Genomic DNA, 20293 nt, shown 5'->3' on the forward strand with positions numbered 1-20293 from the left:
AGTCGCGGTCCGGCAGTGGCGCAACGGGCTTGCATGGTCCCGATTGCGACGCCAATCAGCGCCGATGCGCATTGCTCTTTTCGAACCCGAGATTGCCGGAAACGTCGGCGCCATCCTGCGGCTGGGCGCCTGCATGGGTACCGCGGTGGACCTGATCGAACCGATGGGGTTCGCGTGGAACGACCGCCGCGTCCGCCGTGCCGCGATGGACTACATCGACCACGTCAGCATCACCCGGCATTCGGGCTTCGAGGCTTTCAGGGCCACCATCGGTTCGGGCAGGCTGGTCCTGTTCACGACCAAGACGACGCAATCGTCCTATGACTTCGCCTATCGCGCCGACGATGTCCTGCTCTTCGGCAAGGAGAGCGCGGGCGTCCCGCCGCCCGTGGTCGAAGCCAGCGACGCGCGCGTGCGCATCCCCCTGCGCCCGGAAGTCCGCTCCCTGAACCTTGCGACCGCAGCCGCGCTGGCGCTGGGCGAGGCCCTGCGCCAGACCGCGACACTGCCCGGCTGAGAGGCTGCGCCACCCTCGGCCAGAGCAGGTAGGCGGGCGCGAACCGGTTCATCGTCAAAGAAATCGCCGTGGTCGCCGCTGCCATGAGCGGACGTATGATACGCGGTGGAGCCGGTCACTATCTCTGCAACCGATGGCAAGCCATCGCAGCTGCCCGGCTCCGCCACGAAATTGCGTAAGGTGCGTCAGGACATCCGCAGGACGGGCTTGATCACATCGCCGCTTTCACTGGCCGCAATCGCCTCGTTGATCCGCTCGAAGGGGAAGAAGCCGATCAGCCGGTCGAACGGAAAGCGGCCCTGGCGATAGTAATCCATCAATGTGGGCAGGAATGTCTGGAGATCGCTGTCGCCCCCCAGGATGCCCATGACGCGGCGGCCGTGGCCCATGAACGTCGCTTCGTTGAAGGCGAGCATGTCTTCCGGCGCAGAGGCCCCGACCATGCCCAGTATGCCTTTCGGCGCCAGCAGGGAAAAGGCCAGCTCGATCAGCTTGTTCACGCCCGTCGTATCGAAGGCGTAGCCAAGGCCGCTTGGACACAGCCCGCGAATAGCCTCCTCGACGTTGTCGCTCCGGCCGTTGAAGGCGTGCGTCGCTCCCAGTTCAAGGGCCATGGCGAGGCGCGAATCGTGCACGTCTATGGCAATGATGGGATGCGCACCTGCGATCTTTGCCGCCATGATCGCGGCCATGCCCACGGTTCCTGCTCCCCAGATCGCAATCGGCATGTCCTTGCGGACTTCCATCGCATTCAACACCGCGCCGGCTCCGGTCATCAGGCCGCAGCCGATCGGGGCGAGCACTTCCAGCGGCGTGTCGTCGAGGTTGGCGGGAACGCGCACGACGTTGCGCTCGTGCGCGATAGCATGGGTGGCGAAGGCCGACTGGCCGAAGAAGTTGCCATTGAGCGGGGAGCCGTCGCGATAGAGCGTGGGCGATCCGTCGGGGCGCACGCCCGACCAGTTGTTGGGGAAGAACTCGTAGCAATATGTCGGCGCGTCGGCGCTGCAATTGGGGCAATCGCCGCAGGAGTTGAAGCTCATGACGACCCGGTCCCCGGGGCTGACCGAGGTCACCGCGCTTCCCACTTCCTCGACGATGCCGGCACCTTCATGGCCAAGGACGATCGGCAGAGGGACCGGCAATTGCGCGTCACGCACGGCAAGGTCGGTGTGACAGATGCCGCAGGCAACGATACGCACCCGAAGCTCGTCAGGGCGCAGCGCATCCAGCTCGACATCGGCGATGGCGAAAGGTTCGGTCTGGCCACTGCAGATCGCGGCCCGTGCTGGCGTTTTCATGTCTTTCTCCTCGTCCTGCCGCCAAGTGGTTGCCGCGTCTGGATTATCCGCGGCCGATGAACGGCATTTTGGTAGCCATTACGGTCATGAAAGCAACGTTGGCCTCAAGCGGCAGGCTGTCCATGTAGGCGACAGCCTCGCCGACCCGGGCAGCATCCATGAGAGGCTCGGTCCGGATGCTGCCGTCGGCCTGAGGCACTCCTTCGGCCATGGCCGAGGCCATTTCGCTGGCAGCATTGCCGATATCGATCTGGCCGCAGGCAATGTCGTGCGCGCGGCCGTCGAGTGCGCACGACTTGGTAAGGCCGGTAACGGCATGCTTCGTCGCGGTATAGGCGATCGAGTCAGGCCGCGGGGCGTGGGCCGATATCGATCCGTTGTTGATGATGCGACCGCCCTTCGGAGTCTGCGCCTTCATCACGCGGAATGCGGCCTGAAGGCACAGGAAGGCGCCGGTCAGGTTGGTGTCCACGGTGCGCTTCCAGTCCTCGTACGCATAACTTTCAATCGCACCGCCAAGGCTCACTCCGGCGTTGTTGAAAAGCAGGTCGAGACGTCCCAGGCCGTCAACAGTGCGAGCGAACAGGGCATCCACGCTGGCTGGATCGGTTACGTCGGCGCTGATGGCAAGATGATCGCTCCCGCCAAGCAGCGCACGCGTTTCTTCCAGCGCCGCGATCCTGCGCCCCGCCAGAGCGAGACGATAGCCTCGCTTCGCCAAGGTCACTGCGACTGCCCGGCCGATCCCGCTACCGGCACCGGTGATGAGGGCGGTTCTGCTCATCGTGGGGCAAGTGCCGCGCGCGGAGCTCTTCCCGCCAGGAAATCGTCCAGATTGGCCACCACGAGATCCGCCATGGCCTGCCGGGTCTCGACGGTCGCACTGGCGATGTGGGGGGTGAGAACGGTCCTTTCGCTATCGACAAGCGGCTGGGGAATGTTCGGCTCGTCGGCGAAGACATCGAGCGCCGCGCCCGCAATTACGCCCTCTGTCACCGCCCGGGTCAGGGCGGGCTCGTCGATTACCGCGCCGCGCGAGACATTGACCAGATATCCATCGCGGCCGAGCGCGGCGAGAATCTCGGCGTTGACGATTCCGCGAGTCTCGGGCGTGGCCGCGCAGGCCACGATAAGGACATCGCAGGCTTCGGCCAGTTCGGCCGCGCTTGCATGGTAAGCGTAATCGACCGGCTTGGGGCCGGCGTCGCAATAGGCAATCGGACCGAATGCGGCGAGGCGCTGCGCCACCGCAAGTCCGATCTGGCCCAGCCCCAGAATGCCGAAGCGGCGTCCGCTGACCTTGCGAGCCAGGGGCATGTCACCCTGCAGCCAGCGGCCCTGGCGTACGTAGGCATCGGCCGAGGGCAGTCCCCGGAGCATGGCGATGACAAGCCCGACGGCGAGATCCGCGACGTCATCCGTCAAGGTCCCGGGTGTCGTCGTGACGGCAATGCCCCTGGATTGGGCTGCGGCGAGATCGACCTTGTCGAAGCCTACTCCGTTGATCGCGACGATGCCCAGCGAAGGCAGTGCGGCCATGAGCTCGGGCGGACAGCCGATGTGTCCGCCTGTCACGACTGCGCGAACCTGCGCGGCATTTTGCGCAAGCCAGGCCTTCTGTTCGGCAACGTCCTTCTCGAACCAGCGCTGAACCTGGAAGCGGGCCGCGACCGCAGCTTCCAGATTCGGTGAAAACGGGCACAGCTGCAGTGCGACGGCTGCGGAAGAATCCCCCATGAAAATCTGTCTCCTGCTCAAATTACCGAGAGTATGCCGCCGTCGACGTAAAGCGTCTGGCCGTTGACGAAATCGGATGCGCCCGAGCAGAGGAAGACGGCTGCGCCGTGCAGGTCCTCCAGATTTCCCCAGCGGCCCGCTGGCGTGCGCTTACGCAGCCAGGCATCGAATTCGGGATCCTCGACCAGCGCCTTGTTGAGCGGGGTTGCGAAATAGCCCGGTCCGATCGCATTGATCTGGAGGCCATGGCGCGCCCAGTCGGCGCACATGCCGCGGGTCAGATTCCTTACCGCCCCCTTGCTGGCGGTATAGGGCGCAATTCCGGGGCGGGCGAGTTCGCACTGAACCGAGCCGATGTTGACGATCTTGCCGCGACCGCGCGCGATCATCGAACGCGCAACGGCCTTGGACACGAAATAGACGCTGTCCAGGTTCGTCGCCATCAGCGCGCGCCAATCGTCGTCATCGAACTGCTCGAGTGGCGCGCGGCGCTGGATTCCCGCGTTGTTGACGAGGATATCCAGCGGGCCGTCCTCGCTCTCGATCTCTTCGATGGCGCGGTTCACCGAATCCGGGTCGGTTACGTCGAAGCAGCTTGTGGCTACGCGGAAACCCTGGCTGCGCAGTGCATCGGCAGCCGAGCCGAGCGCATCTTGCGATCGCGCATTCAGTACCAGCGAGGCGCCGGCCTGCCCAAGGGCTTGCGCGATCGAATAGCCGATTCCGCGCGAGGAGCCGGTGATGAGGGCTCTGCGGCCCTCAAGGTTGAATAGGTTCACGACATGCTCTCCTTCATGGCCTTGCCCTAGTATGGGATCGGTCACATGACAAGTCTTATCGAGTTGCCCGAGATTGAGGTGATATGCGGTAAGCGCTCATTTTTACGATGGAATTATCTTTTTCCGATTGACGTGTTGCCACGCATGGTCACCGATGGTATCGGTCCCACCGTAATAGGAGAGGGCGTTATGCTTGCAGCGATTTGCCACGGAAAGAAGGATTTGCGCGTCGAGGAGCGGGAGGACCGCGGGCTGGCTGACGGCGAAGTGCGCGTGGCGGTCGCTTACGGTGGTATATGCGGTTCCGATATGCACTACTTCCACCGAGGGTCGGTGGGGGACAACGTTGTCCGGGAGCCGATGGTGCTGGGGCACGAGATTTCCGGCGTAATCGCCGAATGCGGTGCCGGCGTCGAAGGGCTGCGTCCGGGCATGCGCGCTGCCCTGGATCCGAGCCGGCCGTGCCTGACCTGCGCGCAGTGTCGTGCCGGCCGGATGAACTTGTGCGAGGATATGTACTTCCTCGGCAGTGCAGGCCGCTTCCCGCATGTCCAGGGCGGGTTCGCCCAGCATCTCGTGCTTCGGGCCGATCAGATCATCCCGGTTCCCGACGATGCCGATCTGCTCCGGCTCTCGGTTGCGGAGCCGCTCTCGGTCGGTTTGCACGCCGTTGCCCGGGCAGGCGCGCTGATGGGGAAGAGGGTCCTGGTCACCGGGTCCGGGCCGATTGGATTGCTGACCGCGCGTTGTGCGAAATGGGCAGGCGCGCTGGAAGTCGTCTCTACCGACATCGAGGATGCCGCTCTGCAAGTGGCGCGTCGCATGGGGGTGGATCGCACCGTCAACGTGGCCAGCGCGCCGGACGCGCTCTTGGCGATGAAGGATCATTTCGATGTCGCCTTCGAGGCATCGGGCGCGGCAGCGGCGCTTGGCTCGTTGTTCGACCTCGTGCGGCGCGGCGGTCGTATCGTCCAGGTCGGCATGCTTCCGCCCGGCGATGCTCCGGTCCCCGTCAACAGGCTTCAGGCGCGCGAGATCGAGTTCGTGGGAGCGTTTCGTGCCAATGGCGAATTCCGGCTTGCGGTCGATCTGATCGTGTCGGGCGCGATCGACGTCACCCCGATCCTTTCGGGTACCTATCCGCTCGCCGATTCCGTCACTGCCTTTGAACGTGCAGGCGATCGTTCGCAGGTCGTCAAGCTGCATATAGCCATGAACCCGGAGCAATTCGCATGATTACCCGCACCGCCGTCTTCGAGGGGACGATCAAGCCGGGCCGTGAAGAGGCATTCAAACATGCCGTGGTCACGCGGCTGGGTCCGGCCTGGAAGGCCTTTCCGCACGCGCTTGATGTCCGCCTGTTCTACATTGAAGACGCGGACGAGGGCGCGCCGCCGATCGTCATGATGCAGCAGATCGACTATCCAAGCCGCGAGGCCCTGGCTGAAGCGCTGGCCTCACCCGCCCGCGATGCCGCGCGCGCAGCGACGCTGGAAGTCCTCGAGATGTTCGAAGGGCGCTTCTATCACTATGTGAGCGAGGGCAACGCGGTCGAGACGGTGGAGGCGGCGCAAACCCGGTGATATGCCGGAGTTTTGTTGCCTGAAGGATCCAGTCGCGATGTCCAGTTCATCCAACTCTTCCGCCGATGCCGGCAATCGCGAAGCCCCGGTCGCAGGTGGGAAGTCCCAGCAGTCCACCGGCCGACCGACAATTCGCGACGTTTCGCGCCTCGCCGGCGTCTCTCGCATGACCGTTTCGCGTGTGATCAGTACGCCCGACCTCGTGCTTCCGGCGACCCGCGACAAGGTTCTGCGTGCGATCGACAGCCTGGGTTATGTTCCGGACCGCGCGGCGGGAAGTCTGTCGAGCCGCAAGACCGGCTTTATTGCGCTCATGCTGCCCACGCTGAACAACGCCAACTTCGCGGCGGTTGCGCATGGTCTTACCGAAGTCCTTCGGGAACGCGACTATCATCTCCTGGTGGCTTATACCGACTACGATACGGCCGAGGAGGAGCGCCAGATGCGTGCGCTCCTCGCGCGCCGGCCCGAGGCTATCGTGATCACCGGCGCCATGCACCGGCGCAACGCCAACCGCATGCTGCTGGCGGCGGACATCCCGGTCATCGAGGTTGCAAACCTTCCCAGCCAGCCGATCGAGCATGCCATCGGCTTTTCCAACTACGAAGTTGGACGTACCGCAGCACGCTATCTCATCGCGAAGGGCTTTACCCGGATCGGCGCGCTCGCGGCGACTGCGGGCGAAACGGTGACCGATCACCGCGGTGAGGAGCGCGTGCGCGGTTTCGAAGAGGAATTGTCTGCCTCCGGTCTGTCCAGGGATTTCGTGCTGCGGCATGGCCAGGCACCGGTCAGCTTCTCGCACGGCTCACATGCCATGGGCGCATTGCTCGAGGCGCATCCGGACGTCGAAGCGGTTTTCGCCGTGTCCGACATGTCGGCTGTCGGTGCGGTCATGGAGTGCCAACGCCGTGGTATCGACGTCCCGGGGCGGGTCTCGATCATGGGCTTCGGCGATTTCGAGATCGGCAGGGAAATCAATCCTCCGCTCACCACCATCCATGTGGACTTTCATGCGCTTGGCCAACGAACGGGACATGCCCTGCTGGGTATCCTGTCCGCGGATGCGCAGGAACGTCCTGCCCAGCGCATCGATGTCGGGCTGAGCCTGATCGAGCGCGCCTCAGTCAAGGGAACCCAATAGCATGAAGATCGCGGTCATCGGTGTCGGAGTCATGGGCTCGGCCATAGCCGGTCGCCTGCTCGAAACAGGCGCGGCGCTTACGGTGTATGACCGCGATGAATCGAAATGCGCGGAACTGGTGGCCCGCGGGGCGGTACTTGCCGGAAATGCGCGTGGGGCCACTGAAGCCGCGCAGTTCGTCATCACCAGCCTCAATTCGGCCGCGATCGTCGAAGCGGCGGTATTCGGCGAGGACGGCATCGCCGGTGCAGCGGGCCCGGACAAGGTATTGTTCGACATGTCGAGCATCGATGCCGGTCTCACCACCCGGATGGCCGCGCGCCTTCTGCGCGAAACAGGCATGGAATGGGTTGATGCACCGCTTTCCGGCGGCGCGCCGGCTGCGGCAAAGGGGACTCTGACCCTGATGATCGGCGGTCACGATGGTGCCGTCGAACGGGTCCGGCCCCTGATCGATGCGCTGGCCCGAAATGCCACCCATTTGGGAGGTCCCGGCGCTGGACAGACGGTCAAACTCGTCAACCAGTTACTGTGTGCCAATACCTTTCTGGCCGTCGCCGAAGCGGTGCGCTTTGCCGAGGCACAGGGTGTGGATGCCGCGCGCATCCCGGCGGCCCTGGCCGGCGGACGGGCGGATTCGCGGATACTGCAAGAGTTCATGGGCAAGATGGCAGTGCGCGACTTCACGCCGACGGGACGCATCGACAACATGCTCAAGGACCTGGAGACCGTGCAGTCCGCCGCCATGGACAAGCGCCTGGCCATGCCGCTTACGTCGCTGGCTGCCGACCTTCACCGCATGTTGGTGGCCGCGGGCCTCGGTTCTTCGGACAGTGCCGAATATGTCCGCCTCTTCGACATGGCCAGGGACAAGGGGGCATGAGTGGGGCTGTGCCGCGCGCCATCGTGGTCATGGGGCCCAGCGGTTGCGGCAAGACGACATTGGCCCATGCGCTCGCGAATGCTCTGGGTTGGACCTTCATCGAGGGAGACGAGCTTCATCCGCCCGCGAACCGCGCCAGGATGGCTGCCGGCATCGCGCTGAGCGATCACGACCGGGAGCCGTTCCTCGACGCAGTGGGCGATGCGCTGGTGGCCAGTCCGCGCGGCGCGGTGGCATCCTGTTCCGCACTCAAGCGCAGCTACCGCGACCGGCTGCGCGCGCGGGTCGGAAATGTGCTTTTCGTGCTGCCCATGCTTGATCGATCCGGCCTTGAACAGCGCATGACCTCGCGCCCGGGCCATTTCATGCCGGTGTCGCTGTTGGAAAGCCAGTTGGCCACGCTCGAAGCGCCGACTGGCGAAGAGAATGCCTGTCTCCTCGATGGACATTTGCCCGGTGCCCAGCAGGTCTCGCAAGTCCTGCAAGAGTTGGCTGCCTGCAAGGCGAAGAATTCCTGAAACGAAGTTTGCCTGACCGGGAATGGCAATTCGCTCCCGGCAGTCTTGGCGGCAGCTCACGCAAGGGCGGGCCCGCAATGACAAAAACGAAGAGGATGCAAATGGCAAATCCTGTGCCCGCTCAGCACGACTTTCAAACCGATGCCTTGCCGCCGGATCCTGTTCCCGAGCGCAAGGCCGCGTGGCCCGCGGCTCGGCGCAGTTGGATGATTGCCACGCTTCTCGCGCTGGCCTCGATCGCTTCGCAGTTCGACCGGGTCGTGCTCAATCTCACGGTCGAGCCCGTCAAGGCGCATTTCGGCATGGATGACACGCGCTTCGCCATGCTGCAGGGCGTCGCCTTCGGAATATTCTATACGATCTGCAGCGTTCCGATCGGCCGCCTTGCCGACAGGCACCGCAGGACCGGTCTGCTGGGAATTTCCCTGCTGCTGTTTTCCGTCTTCTCGATGGCCTCGGGCCTCGCCCGCAATTTCTCCCAGCTCTTTGCCTCGCGTGTCGGGGTGGCGGTGGGTGAGGCAAGCGTGACGCCGACGGGGCTGTCTCTGCTTGCAGATCTTTTCCCGCCACAGCGCCTCGGCCGCGCGGTGGGTGTGTTCTTCCTCAGCGCCCCCTTCGGTATCGGCCTCGCCTATCTCGTGGGTGGTCAGTTGCTGGACGGGCTTTCGGCCGCTCATGATACCAGCGGAGGGCTTCCCCTGGGCCTGCTGCCCTGGCAGGCGTGCTTTCTGCTCGTGAGCCTTCCCGGCCTGCTGCTGGCGCCCGTGTTCTGGCTGCTTCGAGAGCCCGCACGGCGTGGCACCGGTCATGACAGGCCGATGACGATCGCCGAAGTGATCAAGGTGGTCAAGGATCGCCGCCTTGCGCTGACGCTCATGTTCTCGGGTTTCTCCATGGTTACGGTCGTGAACTTTGCCTACAACGTGTGGATGCCCGCGCTCTTCGGTCGTGTTTACGGGTGGGACCCGGCGCAGGTCGGGCTCGGCTTCGGCCTGATCATGATCATCTTCGGTACCAGCGGCACGTTCTTTGCAGGCGTGCTGGCAGACAAGGTTGCGGCAAGCGGCAAGGTCGATGCGCCGCTCCGGGTCGCTGCATGGAGCTTCCTGCTTTGCGGTATCTTCGGATGTGTCGCGCCGCTCATGCCCAATGCCTGGGCATCGCTTGCCCTTATCGGACCGACCATGTTCCTGTCCTGCATGCCGGTGCCCTGTGCTGGAACCGCGCTGCAGCTGATCGTCCCGAACCGCGCGCGCGCGCAGGTCACTGCTCTCTACATCATGATCATCTCGCTTGTCGGCATCGGCATCGGCCCGATGATCATCGGCTTCATGAACGATCATGTGTTCACCGGCCCCACCGACATTCGCTATTCGATGGCCATCGTCGTCGGGATTGCCAGCCCGCTGATGTGGGTCCTGCTCCTCTTCGCGCTGAAGCCCTATCGCAGCTTGCGCGAAGCGATGGACCTGTAGGCTCTTCGCCAGCTTCTGCTTGAGGCGAGGGTAATCTTGAGGGGGGCAGTCGCATTGACTGCCCCTTTTTTGGTGCCTTGCCCACCGGTGATGGGCCGGTGCCCTGTACGCAATCCCACCGATCCCGACCTCCGCTTGCCCGGAGACGTGCGGTGCCTGCGGTACACTAAGCGCGTTCCGGAAGGCCACGAGGGCCGGGGAGGCAAGCAGATCTTTCATCCCGCCCGCCGCTGTTCGGCCGTAGGTGGCGGTGTCTTTGCCTGGGGGCGAGAGCCATAAAAAAGGGGCCCGGCAACGCAGAGGAGATCTGCGTTGCCGGGCCCCGAGGGAGGGTCAGTATTTCTTCGGGATCAGAGGCGGTCTTCGATCGGCACCCGCTTGAAGCCTTCGGGGAAGTCTTCCACCGCATTGCCCACGATCGTGTATTCCTTGCCGCCGCCCGTGAAACGGTTTTCCAGTTCCATGTAGCTCTGCGGGTCGAAAAGCGGTGTAGCGCTCATGCCCATCACGCCGGTCGCGTCCTGCTTCTGGCAGGTATAGTGGCAGCCCTGCTGCTCGACGTTCCTGAGGCCATGTTCGAGCATGCCGTCCATTGCCGCCTTGAGCGTATAGTGCATGGTCATGAAGTTGAAGCCCAGCGGGTAGATCTGGTCGGCGGTGACTGCCGGTTTGCCGTCGATGTCGCGTACGTCCGGAAACATCTTCCAGCCCGGGACCTTTTCGGCCACATGCTGGGCATGTGCGTAAGTGCCGATCTTGACGACGGTCGTCATCTTGGCGCCCAGTTCATGGGCTATCGCCATTCGGATGCAGCCTTCTTCCATTTCGGTTTCGGGGTCTGCATTGGTGCGTGCGATCAGGAAGCAGTCGGTCCCTTCCAGCGCCGCCAGCGCGGCCTTGACCTTCTCCATGTACTTGTCGCGTGAAATCAGTCCGGTCGATTCCTCCATGTCCGAGGCGTCCTCGAGCTGGAGCGCCTTGGCGCCGGCCATCGCCATCCGCTTTGCCGAACGATAGACGGCAAGCGGACCGCCGAAGCCGTCCTCGATGTCGGCGGCAAGCGGGATTCCGGAAGTCTGCGAAATCCGGCTCGTTATCCACTCAATGTCGGTCAGGTTCGAAAAGCCGTAGTCGATCACCCCGTTCATGGCGATCGAGACTTCCCCGCCCGAGAGCATCATGGCCTCGAAGCCAACCAGCTCCACCGCACGCGCGGATGCGCAGTCGTAGACACATGGGGCGACAATGCATTTCTCGGTCGTCTGGAGCAGCTCTTGGAGCGACTTTTTTGCCATGCGCATTCCTTCTATTTGCAGGCCCGCGCCGGCATCGCCGGCGCGGATTTTGAATTTACATCGTCACACGGGCGCCGATCTTGAAGTAGCGACCGTAGGGATTGAAATAGACCTGGTTGGTGCCGCCCTGCGCACTCGCCGCGGCGGACGGGTCGGTATTGAAGACATTGTTGACCAGCCCGAAGAATTCGAAGCGGTCCGTCGCGCGGAAGGTCAGGCCCAGATCCAGCGTGAAGTAGCTGTCCACGCGGTTGTCGTTGACACTGTTGGGCAGGTTGGGATCGTAGCCTGAATCTTGCGGTCCGATCATCGTCGTGTCGAAGATGCCTTCGGGGATGTAGCGACCGTGGGCGTTAAGCGAGACGCGGTCCATGTTCCAGGTCACCGAGGCGTCGATCAGATAGTCGGGAACGCCCGTGGTGGTGCCGGGACGATAGCCGGTCTGGCCGAGGCGATCGACACCCGCGATCGAGTACTTGAGGTACTTGGTCGCGAGGACGCGCATGTCGACATTGCCCATGCTGCCAACGTCGAACCCGTAGTTCAGTTCGAAATCGAGGCCGCGGTTGCGGATCTGGCTCACGTTCTGAAGCACGTCGGATACGCTCGTAATCGTCCCCGTCGTATCGCGCGAAACATAGTCGCAAAGCGCAGAGACCCCGGCATAGCACCGGTCGACAAGAACCTGTGCACCGAGCGTCGAAATGGCACCCTTCAGGTTGATGTCATAGTAGTCGACTGAGAAGCGCAGGCGATGGAGCGCGCCGCCCGGCGTCAGGACCGCGCCCAGGGTCCAGGTGTCGGCCTTCTCGGGATTGAGTTGGCCGTTTGCGCCTGAATAGGCATTGACCTGGATCTGCGAACCGTTGTTGGCCGGATCGACAACTGTCGTGCGGCCAAGGGATACGGGGCCAAACAGCTCGGTCAGATTCGGCGCGCGGATATCGCGCGAGCGGGTGACGCGAAAGCGCAGGAAATCCGCCGGTGCATAGACGAGGCCCGCTTTCCATGTGGTGGCGTCGACCGTGCTCGAATCGACGCCCGGGCTGTTGCGGGTGTAGTGGGTCTGGCGCACCGCGCCGTTGAGTTCGAGCGTGCGGGCAAATGGGACGTCCGCAAGGATCGGTGCGTTCGCTTCGAGATAGCCTTCGACGACCTTGATGGTGCCGGTAAGCGCTTTGCCGTTGAAGGACCAGAAGGCGTTTGCAGTGGACAGGGCATCGGCCGAGCCGGAGGCGTGATCGCTGCGGAATTCTGCGCCCGCGGCCAGCGCAAAGTCGCCGCCCGGCAAGGCGAAGAGGGAGCCGTTGATGTTGGCGGCAATGGCGTGCTCGGTCAGGTCGGTCGTCTGGTAGCCCGAGGGTGCGATGTAGGCTGCCCCGGCCTGTGAGATATTGCCTGAACCAAAGACGTTGATCGGAACGCAGCCCGGGTCATCGTTGCCGGGATCGGCATCGGCATTCACCCGGCACACGACCGAGCCGTTCGCTTCCACTGCGTCGGCTGCCTTGGCTACACGCGAAGCGACGACGTTGCCGGAATAGTCCTGTCGGAACTTGTTGCGGCCGTACTCGTAGTAAGCGTCCCACTTCCAGGTGTCCGACAGCTCGCCTTCCAGCGAGAAGACGGCCCGGTATGTTTCGTTCTTGGAGTAATCTACCGAACCGCCCAGGTCGGTAAATGCGCGGCCCAAGGTGAAGCTGTCGATCCCGTTGTCATCCATGATCGTGCCAACGCTGTCGGGCAGGTAGTAGTTGTCGCGCTGGACCGTCAGGGTGGACCTTGCGTCAGAGCCGATCACCATGCCCTTGACCCTGCCATAGGACAGGTCGAGCCCGGCCTTGATGCTGTCGGTCAATTGGTAGTCGCCGTGTGCATAGGCGACAATGCGTTCAACCGGCGGGGCCAGCAGGATACCGTCGAGAAATCCGTTGCGACCCGATTCCGATCCACCCAGCGTGAAGAGTGGAGACGGGTTGCTGCCGTAGATCGTACCGTAGTCGTAGTTGTAGGTGCTGCCGTCAGGATTGAAGGCGAGGCCGCGCAGGGGGCCTGAATTCGCAACGATCAGGCCGCCCGAGGACAGGGTGCCGGTTCCGGCCGGCCCGCCGCGAATGCTGGCGGGAAGTCCGTCAAAGCCTGCCGGCGAATTGCCGATCAGTTGTTCGTTGGGGCACCAGTCGCGCGTGTAGCAATCGCCAAGGCCTTCGGACTTGGTGTATTCGCCGGCAATCTGGAAGTGGCCCCGGCCATCGCCGAAGCTCGTGCCCCACGCGGCCTGGGCAGAGCGCTCTGCGCCGTCGCCCTCGCCGGAGATGCCGGCCTGGACCGTGCCCTTGAAGCCGTCCAGGTTCTTGTCGAGGATGAAGTTGACGACCCCTGCAACGGCATCGGAGCCGTAGGCAGCCGAAGCGCCGCCGGTCACGATTTCCACGCGCTTGACCAGCAGGCTGGGGATGAGATTCACGTCGATCGTACCTTGCGTGGTCGAGGGTACGAAGCGCTTCCCATCGACCAGAACCAGCGTGCGGGTGGCGCCCAGGCCGCGCAGGTCGAGTACGCGCGCGCCGATGTTGCCACCAACGGCCTGCTGGGTGTTGGGCGTGGTGAGGGCCCTGAACGAGGGCAGCTCGTTGAGAGCATCGCCCACATTGGTTTCTGCGCGGGCCTGAAGCCGTTCATCGCCGACAACGGTGACGGGCGTAGGCGCGGACATGCCGTTCTGAGCAATGCGCGAACCCGTGACGATGATCTGCTGCATCTCCGGTTCTGCGGCCGGCGCAGTCTGGACGACCGCTCCGGCAGGAGCGCGAGAATCGGTTGCCCCTGCAGCACTATCCTGAGCCTGAACGTTGGTTGCGGCCATCAGTGCCATTAGGGCGCAGCTGCCTCCGAGCGACCAACGCACTTTATCGAACTTGCACATCCAAACCTCCTCTCGTTGCGTGATCGGCTCTGGCCAATCATCCCTGTGATATCGGTCCCATTAATGAGAGTGCTGGCGGTGTGCAATCGAAAAACCAAAAAAGCGCGTATTTTTATGGTTTTTTCGGATGTTCTGAGCGAAGTTTGTCCCGATGCAGTTCTATCTTGGGATCGGTCACATTGAGTCGAGGTTGTCGCGATGCCGGTGGCGGCCGGGCGAGATGCCGAGGATCGCAGGCGCTCCCGAGAACGAGGGTCGGGTGTCTGTCAACCTCGGCTCACCGCTGGTCCATCGTCGCGGGAGCCGGTTGACGAGGAGGGGGGTGAATCGAGTCGATCAGGGGCGGGTCTGGCGCAGGCCGCCTTTGCATTGACGGCCGTCGCAATCCGTTTTCCTACAGGCATGTGTCTGCGCTAGTTTCGCTGTCATGCCCCGGCTCGATAGGACCTGTCTCGCAAACGCGGCCATTCTCACGGTGGCGGGCAAGGCCCGGTGGGGGCGGCGCCGTTTCTGTCCAGGACAGTGTAAACCGTGTAAACCTGCCTTGCCGGTCATGCGCGAGCCAGCCTGTTCCCCTTTGCGCGCACATCGGCTATCCGCGCGCCCATGAACACTGCAACTCGTGAGAACCAGACCCTGTACGCCGCTTTCGCGGGCCACCTCAACGCTGCGCTCGATGCGCTGGAAGCGGCGGGGACGCTGCCGGGCGGGCTGAAGCGAGGTGCGATCACGGTCGAGCCGCCGCGCGATCCCTCGCACGGCGATCTTGCGACCAATGCGGCGATGGTGCTGGCCAAGCCCGCTGGCATGAAGCCGCGCGACCTGGCCGAGGCGCTGGTCTCCGAGCTGGCGAAGCTCGATGCCGTGACTTCGGCGGAAATCGCCGGGCCGGGCTTCATCAACCTGCGCCTCGCGCCTGCGACCTGGATCGCGGAGCTGCGCGCGATTGCCGATCTGGGCGCGGATTACGGCCGTTCGGCCATGGGCGGCGGGTCGACCGTCAACGTCGAGTACGTTTCGGCCAACCCCACCGGGCCGATGCACATGGGCCACTGCCGCGGCGCGGTCGTCGGCGATGCGCTGGCGACCCTGCTCGAGTTTGCCGGGCACAAGGTGGTCAAGGAATACTATGTCAACGACGCCGGCGCGCAGGTGCAGGTGCTCGCCCGCTCGGTCCACATCCGCTACCGCGAAGCGCTGGGCGAGGACGTGGGCGCGATCCCCGAAGGCCTCTACCCGGGCGACTATCTCGTCCCGGTCGGCAAGGCGCTCGCCGAGGAATTCGGCGACAAATACGCTCATGCGCCCGAATCGGAATGGCTCACGCTGTTCCGCGAAAAGGCGGTCGCCGCGATGCTGGTGATGATCAAGGACGACCTCGCACTGCTCGGCATCGAGCACGAGGTGTTCTCGTCCGAAGCAGAGCTGCAGGCATCGGGCAAGCCCGACGAGGCGGAAGCCTGGCTGCGGTCCAAGGGGCTCGTCTATGACGGCGTGCTCGAAGCGCCCAAGGGCAAGACGCCCGAGGACTGGGAGCCGGTCGAGCTGCCGCTGTTCAAGTCGACCCGGTTCGGCGACGATCAGGATCGCCCGATCAGGAAGTCGGACGGCACCTGGACCTATTTCGGCGCCGACCTCGCCTATCACTACCAGAAGGCCCAGGAAGCCGACGCGCTCGTCGATATCTGGGGCGCCGACCATGCCGGCACGGTCAAGCGGATCAAGGCCGCGGTTGCCGCGATGACCGGCGCGGACGGGGAGCCGACCCCATTCGAGATCAAGCTGGTGCAGATGGTCCAGCTGCTGCGCGACGGCGAGCCGGTGAAGATGTCCAAGCGTGCGGGCACTTTCGTCACGCTGGCCGACGTCGTGCGCGAAGTGGGCAAGGACGTGGTGCGTTTCACCATGCTGACCCGCAAGCCCGAAGCGCAGATGGACTTCGATTTCGCCAAGGTCGTCGAAGCCTCGAAGGACAACCCGGTATTCTACGTCCAGTACGCCCATGCCCGCGTCCATTCGACGTTGCGCAAGGCCGCGGCCGAAGGGCTGACGCCTGCGGCCGATCACCTCGAGCTGCTGGGTGAGGAGGAACTGGAGCTGGTCAAGCTGGCCGCGCAGTTCCCGCGCATCGTCGAGGCGGCGGCAGCCGCGCGCGAGCCGCACCGTATTGCTTTCTTCCTTGGCGACCTTGCCGCCGCGTTCCACGGATACTGGAATCTCGGCAATGATCGCGTCGAGAAGCGGTTTATTAACTTACTCGATGTTAACCTTACTGCTGCGAGGCTTTTCCTGGCTGTGCAGATCGGGCAACTTGTCCGTAACGGCCTGGCATTGCTCGGCGTAGAGGCTGTAGAGGAAATGTAAGGATGGCATTCTCGGACACGGGTCAGGGGGACCGGAGCGGAGATCCGCAGGGTCCGAAGGTCGACGGTGACGACGGCGAATTCGAAGGCGCCGGTTTCGCAGGCGTCGCGCCGGAAGGCCAGCCTTCGTTCGAGGAGCCGCCGCAGCTCGAGCTGGGTGACGAGGACGTGCGCCTGCCCTGGCTCGAGGGCGATGACGACGAATTCGAGGACGAGCGCGGCTCGGGCATGAGCCAGGGCCTGCTGCTGGGCATCTTCGGTCTGCTTGCCATCGCGGTGATCGTCGGGATCGTCTTCTGGGCGATGAAGGGATCTTCCGACAAGCCGCTCGTCGCCGATGGCGGGGTCATCGCCGCGCCCAAGGAGCCCTACAAGACCAAGCCCGAAAACCCGGGCGGCGAAGTCGTGGCGGGGACCGGCGACACCAGCTTCGCGGTAGCCGAAGGCCAATCCCGCCAGCCGCAGATCGGCGAGCAGGAGGAAGTGCCCGGGCCCGGTTTCGAATCGGTCGACAAGCCTGCCGACAAGCCCGCCGAGAAGGCTTCGGTTCCGGCAAAGGCGCCTGCACCGGTTTCCGGCGTTGGCGTGCAGGTCGGCGCCTATACTTCGAAGCAGGCGGCCGAAACCGGCTGGAATACGCTCAAGACCCAGTATCCCGACCTTTCGGGCGTGAACCATCGCGTGCTCGAAGGGCAGGCGGACATCGGTACGGTCTATCGCCTCCAGGCGGTGCCGGGCGATCTCGCTGCCGCAAAGGCGCTGTGCAATGGCATGAAGGACGCCGGGCTGAGCTGCCAGGTCAAGAACTGAGCGCGGCTGGGCGGGCTCGGCCCGCCCTGGCGCATTTCCACACCTCAAGGACGCCGCTTCCTTGCGAAGAGCGCGGATTTCTGCGACGAATCCGTCATGGTTCCTGCAATTTTCGGCCTTTCCGGACTCTCTCTCGGTCAGGACGAGCGCGCGTTCTTCAAGGATGCCGATCCCGCCGGGTACATCCTGTTCGGACGCAACGTCGAAAGCCGCGAGCAGATGCGCGCCCTTACCGACGAACTGCGCGCGATCCATGGCCGCGACAACCTGTTCATCTGCATTGACCAGGAAGGCGGCCGCGTTGCCCGGATGAAGCCGCCGGTCTGGCCGGTCTATCCGCCCGGGGAAGCCTTCGACCGGCTCTACGACATCGCCCCGGCCACCGCGATCGAGGCAGCGCGGGCCAACGCCGAGGCGCTCGGGCTGGACCTTGCCGAAGTCGGCATCACGGTCGATTGCCATCCCTCGCTCGACGTGCGCCAGACCGGCGCGCACGACGTTATCGGCGATCGCGCACTCGGCACCGATCCGATGCGCGTTGCCGCACTGGGCCGGGCGATCCTTGCCGGGCTGGCACGGGCCGGTGTCGCCGGGTGCATCAAGCACATTCCCGGGCACGGCCGGGCGATGGCCGACAGCCACAAGGAGCTGCCGAGGGTCGAGGCGAGCGCAGAAGACCTCGAAACGGACCTGCAGCCTTTTCGCGCGCTGTCCGATTCGCCGATCGGGATGACCGCCCATGTCCTTTACACCGCGTGGGACAAGGAGAATCCGGGCACGCTTTCGCCCGTCGTGGTGCGGGAGGTGATCCGCAAGAGCGTCGGCTTTGCAGGGCTGCTGCTGACCGACGACCTCGACATGCAGGCGCTTTCCGGCACGGTGCCGGAACGCGCCGAGCGCGCTATCGCCGCGGGCTGCGATATCGCGCTCAATTGCTGGGCGAAGATGGACGACATGGTCGGCATCGCCGAGCGTCTGCCAAGCATGAGCGAGGAGACCGCGCTCCGCCTGAAGCGGGCGCTGACCGCCGTCGGCGACAGCGGAACCGCGGGAGACCACGCGGAACTGATCGCCCGGCGCGATGCGCTGCTGGCGCAGGTGGCGGCCTGAGCCATGGACCTGCCGCCGGAATCCGGTCTTTCCTTCGAAGCGGCGGACCAGGAATGGGACGGCGTGGCGGCGGCCGAGGCGCACAAGGAAGCGCTCTACCTCGAGATCGAAGGCTGGGAAGGCCCGCTCGACCTCCTGCTTGACCTTGCCCGTCGGCAGAAGGTCGACCTGCGGCGCATCTCGATCCTCGAACTGGTCGACCAGTACCTGACCTATATCGAGCAGGCCGAAGCGCTGCGGCTGGAACTGGCGGCAGACTATCTGGTGATGGCGGCCTGGCTCGCCTACCTCAAGTCGGCGCTGCTGCTGCCCAAGGACGAACAGGCCGATCCCAGCCCGGAGGAACTGGCACTGCGCCTGCAGCTGCGCCTGCAGCGGCTGGGCGCGATGCGCGAGGCGGCAGCGCGCCTCATGGGCCGCGACAGGCTGGGCCGCGACGTCTTCCCGCGCGGCGCACCCGAAGGCTTGCGGGTGGCCCGTCGCAATGCCTGGCAATGCACCTGGTTCGACCTCGTGCGGGCCTATGGCGACATCAAGATCCGCAGCGAACCGGTGGTCCACATGGTGCGCGAGCGCATGGTGATGACGCTCGAAAGTGCGATTACCCGCGTCTCCTCGATGCTGGGCGTTTCGCTCGACTGGATGGAACTGCGCGAATTCCTGCCGCCCGCGCACGATTCGTGGGCCAATCCGCAGCTGCGCAAGTCGGCGCTGGCATCCAGCTTCGTCGCTGCACTGGAACTGGCGCGCACCGGCAAGGCGGAGATCGCGCAGGACGAAACATTCGGGCCGCTAAGGCTGAAGGCGGTGAAGCCATGAATGAAGACGCAATGACCGAAGAGAGCTTTGCAGAGGCCGGGGCGGCCGGGGCGACGGGACCCGACGATCTGGTCCGCGCGGTCGAGGCAGCGCTGTTCGCTTCCGAAGAGCCGATGACCGTCGAAGCGCTTTCCGCGCACCTGGGGCAGGCCGACATCCGTCCGGCGCTGGCCGAACTGCAGAGCCATTACGAGGGGCGCGGCATTCATCTGGTGGAGCGCGGCAAGCGCTGGCATTTCGAAACCGCGCCTGACCTTGCCCATCTCCTGCGCCGCGAAAAGGAAGAACTGCGGCGCTTGTCGCGCGCGGCGACCGAGGTGCTGGCGATCGTCGCATACCACGAGCCGGTCAGCCGCGCCGAAATCGAATCGATTCGCGGGGTGCAGACGGCCAAGGGCACATTGGACGTGCTGATGGAGGCGGGCTGGGTACGCGTGGCCGGGCGCCGCGAAGTGCCGGGCCGGCCGGTGATCTACGCCACCACGCCCGAGTTCCTCGCGCATTTCGGGTTGCGTTCGCTCAAGGAGCTGCCGGGTATTGACGAGCTGCGCGCCGCAGGGCTGCTCGATCCTGTGGATGACGACATGATCGAGGCGGCGCTTTCCGGTCCCGTTCCACAGGAGCGCGATGCGCCGGAAGAGGCGGATGACCGGGACGGACATGACGAGGATGACGGCGACATGACCTGACCGGGTCAAATTCATGACAGGGTGGCAAGTTCCCCCGAAAATCCCTAGATGAGCCTCGTGGCGACCGGAATCGGTCGCACGGTTTGGAGTTGAAGTTATGGGTAGCTTTTCGATCTGGCACTGGCTTGTCGTGCTCGTGATCGTACTGGTTCTGTTTGGCCGCGGTCGGGTTTCCGAAATCATGGGAGACTTCGGCAAGGGCATCAAGAGCTTCAAGGAAGGCATGAACGACGAGAAGTCGGAAGATTCCTCCACCCCGCCGGCTCAGATTTCGTCGAAGCCCGCTGATCCCTCGGCCACGCCGAGCGCCAGCGAGAACAAGACCGAGCAGTCGTAAGCCAGCG

At 64.3% G+C, this 20293-nt stretch carries 19 protein-coding genes; 13 read left to right on the top strand and 6 right to left on the bottom strand.

The genetic code is table 11. The features are described from left to right. The first annotated feature begins 64 nt into the window (after positions 1-64). Entirely contained in the window at positions 65-517 is a 453-nt protein-coding gene (locus J3474_RS05965; protein ID WP_207093403.1) for a tRNA (cytidine(34)-2'-O)-methyltransferase, read from the top strand. Positions 518-702: 185 nt separating this feature from the next. Here the strand turns inward: J3474_RS05965 and J3474_RS05970 are convergent, their stop codons facing one another. From J3474_RS05970 to J3474_RS05985, 4 genes are read right to left on the bottom strand one after another with little or no spacing between them, the layout of a single operon-like run. After that, positions 703-1818, bottom strand: coding sequence for an NAD(P)-dependent alcohol dehydrogenase (locus tag J3474_RS05970; RefSeq protein WP_207093404.1), 1116 nt, complete (start codon positions 1816-1818; stop codon positions 703-705). Between the two features lie 43 nt (positions 1819-1861). After that, entirely contained in the window at positions 1862-2602 is a 741-nt protein-coding gene (locus J3474_RS05975; protein WP_207093405.1) for an SDR family oxidoreductase, read from the bottom strand. Then, positions 2599-3555, bottom strand: a complete 957-nt coding sequence (locus tag J3474_RS05980; protein ID WP_013831936.1) for a 2-hydroxyacid dehydrogenase — start codon at positions 3553-3555, stop codon at positions 2599-2601. The genes J3474_RS05975 and J3474_RS05980 overlap by 4 nt, the downstream gene beginning before the upstream one ends. 17 nt (positions 3556-3572) lie before the next feature. Further along, complete coding sequence (locus tag J3474_RS05985) at positions 3573-4334, bottom strand: SDR family oxidoreductase (protein ID WP_207093406.1); 762 nt, start codon at positions 4332-4334, stop codon at positions 3573-3575. Positions 4335-4523: 189 nt separating this feature from the next. Here J3474_RS05985 and J3474_RS05990 point away from each other — a divergent pair, with 189 nt between their 5' ends. The 6 genes from J3474_RS05990 to J3474_RS06015 all read left to right on the top strand — a co-directional run bounded on the left by J3474_RS05990 (position 4524) and on the right by J3474_RS06015 (position 9937). Then, on the top strand, positions 4524-5570 hold the full coding sequence (locus J3474_RS05990; protein ID WP_207093407.1) for an L-idonate 5-dehydrogenase: 1047 nt from the start codon (positions 4524-4526) through the stop codon (positions 5568-5570). Beyond that, positions 5567-5917, top strand: a complete 351-nt coding sequence (locus tag J3474_RS05995) for a hypothetical protein (protein WP_207093408.1) — start codon at positions 5567-5569, stop codon at positions 5915-5917. The genes J3474_RS05990 and J3474_RS05995 overlap by 4 nt, the downstream gene beginning before the upstream one ends. 37 nt (positions 5918-5954) lie before the next feature. Continuing rightward, on the top strand, positions 5955-7061 hold the full coding sequence (locus tag J3474_RS06000; protein WP_013831940.1) for a LacI family DNA-binding transcriptional regulator: 1107 nt from the start codon (positions 5955-5957) through the stop codon (positions 7059-7061). A gap of 1 nt (position 7062) precedes the next feature. Further along, the gene (locus tag J3474_RS06005; protein WP_013831941.1) at positions 7063-7944 is read left to right on the top strand and encodes an NAD(P)-dependent oxidoreductase; all 882 of its coding nucleotides are present in this window, start codon (positions 7063-7065) and stop codon (positions 7942-7944) included. Continuing rightward, positions 7941-8462, top strand: a complete 522-nt coding sequence (locus J3474_RS06010; protein ID WP_207093409.1) for a gluconokinase — start codon at positions 7941-7943, stop codon at positions 8460-8462. The genes J3474_RS06005 and J3474_RS06010 overlap by 4 nt, the downstream gene beginning before the upstream one ends. Positions 8463-8668: 206 nt before the next feature. Further along, positions 8669-9937 carry an MFS transporter gene (locus J3474_RS06015; protein WP_207093410.1) on the top strand — a complete coding sequence of 423 codons (1269 nt, stop codon included), beginning with the start codon at positions 8669-8671 and terminating at the stop codon, positions 9935-9937. Positions 9938-10287: 350 nt separating this feature from the next. On the opposite strand, the gene J3474_RS06020 is transcribed toward J3474_RS06015, so the two are convergent. Beyond that, positions 10288-11232 (bottom strand): isocitrate lyase/phosphoenolpyruvate mutase family protein, encoded by a 945-nt coding sequence (locus tag J3474_RS06020; protein WP_207093411.1) that lies wholly within the window; start codon positions 11230-11232, stop codon positions 10288-10290. A gap of 55 nt (positions 11233-11287) precedes the next feature. Next, a complete protein-coding gene (locus J3474_RS06025) occupies positions 11288-14158 on the bottom strand; it encodes a TonB-dependent receptor (protein WP_207093412.1) in 2871 nt (956 codons plus the stop codon). 606 nt (positions 14159-14764) lie between these two features. On the opposite strand from J3474_RS06025, the gene argS reads away from it, so the two are divergent. From argS to J3474_RS06055, 6 genes are all read left to right on the top strand, one after another. Continuing rightward, positions 14765-16522: an arginine--tRNA ligase gene (argS, locus tag J3474_RS06030; RefSeq protein ID WP_013831946.1), complete on the top strand. Its 1758-nt coding sequence runs from the start codon at positions 14765-14767 to the stop codon at positions 16520-16522. A 2-nt stretch (positions 16523-16524) separates the two neighbouring features. Beyond that, positions 16525-17331, top strand: coding sequence for an SPOR domain-containing protein (locus J3474_RS06035; RefSeq protein ID WP_207093413.1), 807 nt, complete (start codon positions 16525-16527; stop codon positions 17329-17331). A 96-nt stretch (positions 17332-17427) separates the two neighbouring features. Then, a complete protein-coding gene (gene nagZ / locus J3474_RS06040) occupies positions 17428-18441 on the top strand; it encodes a beta-N-acetylhexosaminidase (RefSeq protein ID WP_207093414.1) in 1014 nt (337 codons plus the stop codon). 3 nt (positions 18442-18444) lie between these two features. Beyond that, on the top strand, positions 18445-19260 hold the full coding sequence (locus J3474_RS06045) for a ScpA family protein (RefSeq protein WP_007013106.1): 816 nt from the start codon (positions 18445-18447) through the stop codon (positions 19258-19260). Between the two features lie 11 nt (positions 19261-19271). Next, on the top strand, positions 19272-19949 hold the full coding sequence (gene scpB, locus J3474_RS06050; protein WP_207093597.1) for an SMC-Scp complex subunit ScpB: 678 nt from the start codon (positions 19272-19274) through the stop codon (positions 19947-19949). A 97-nt stretch (positions 19950-20046) separates the two neighbouring features. Next, positions 20047-20286 (top strand): twin-arginine translocase TatA/TatE family subunit, encoded by a 240-nt coding sequence (locus J3474_RS06055; protein ID WP_013831950.1) that lies wholly within the window; start codon positions 20047-20049, stop codon positions 20284-20286. Positions 20287-20293: the final 7 nt, after the last annotated feature.

It is taken from the genome of Novosphingobium sp. PY1, assembly GCF_017312445.1.
In the GTDB taxonomy this organism is placed as follows: domain Bacteria; phylum Pseudomonadota; class Alphaproteobacteria; order Sphingomonadales; family Sphingomonadaceae; genus Novosphingobium.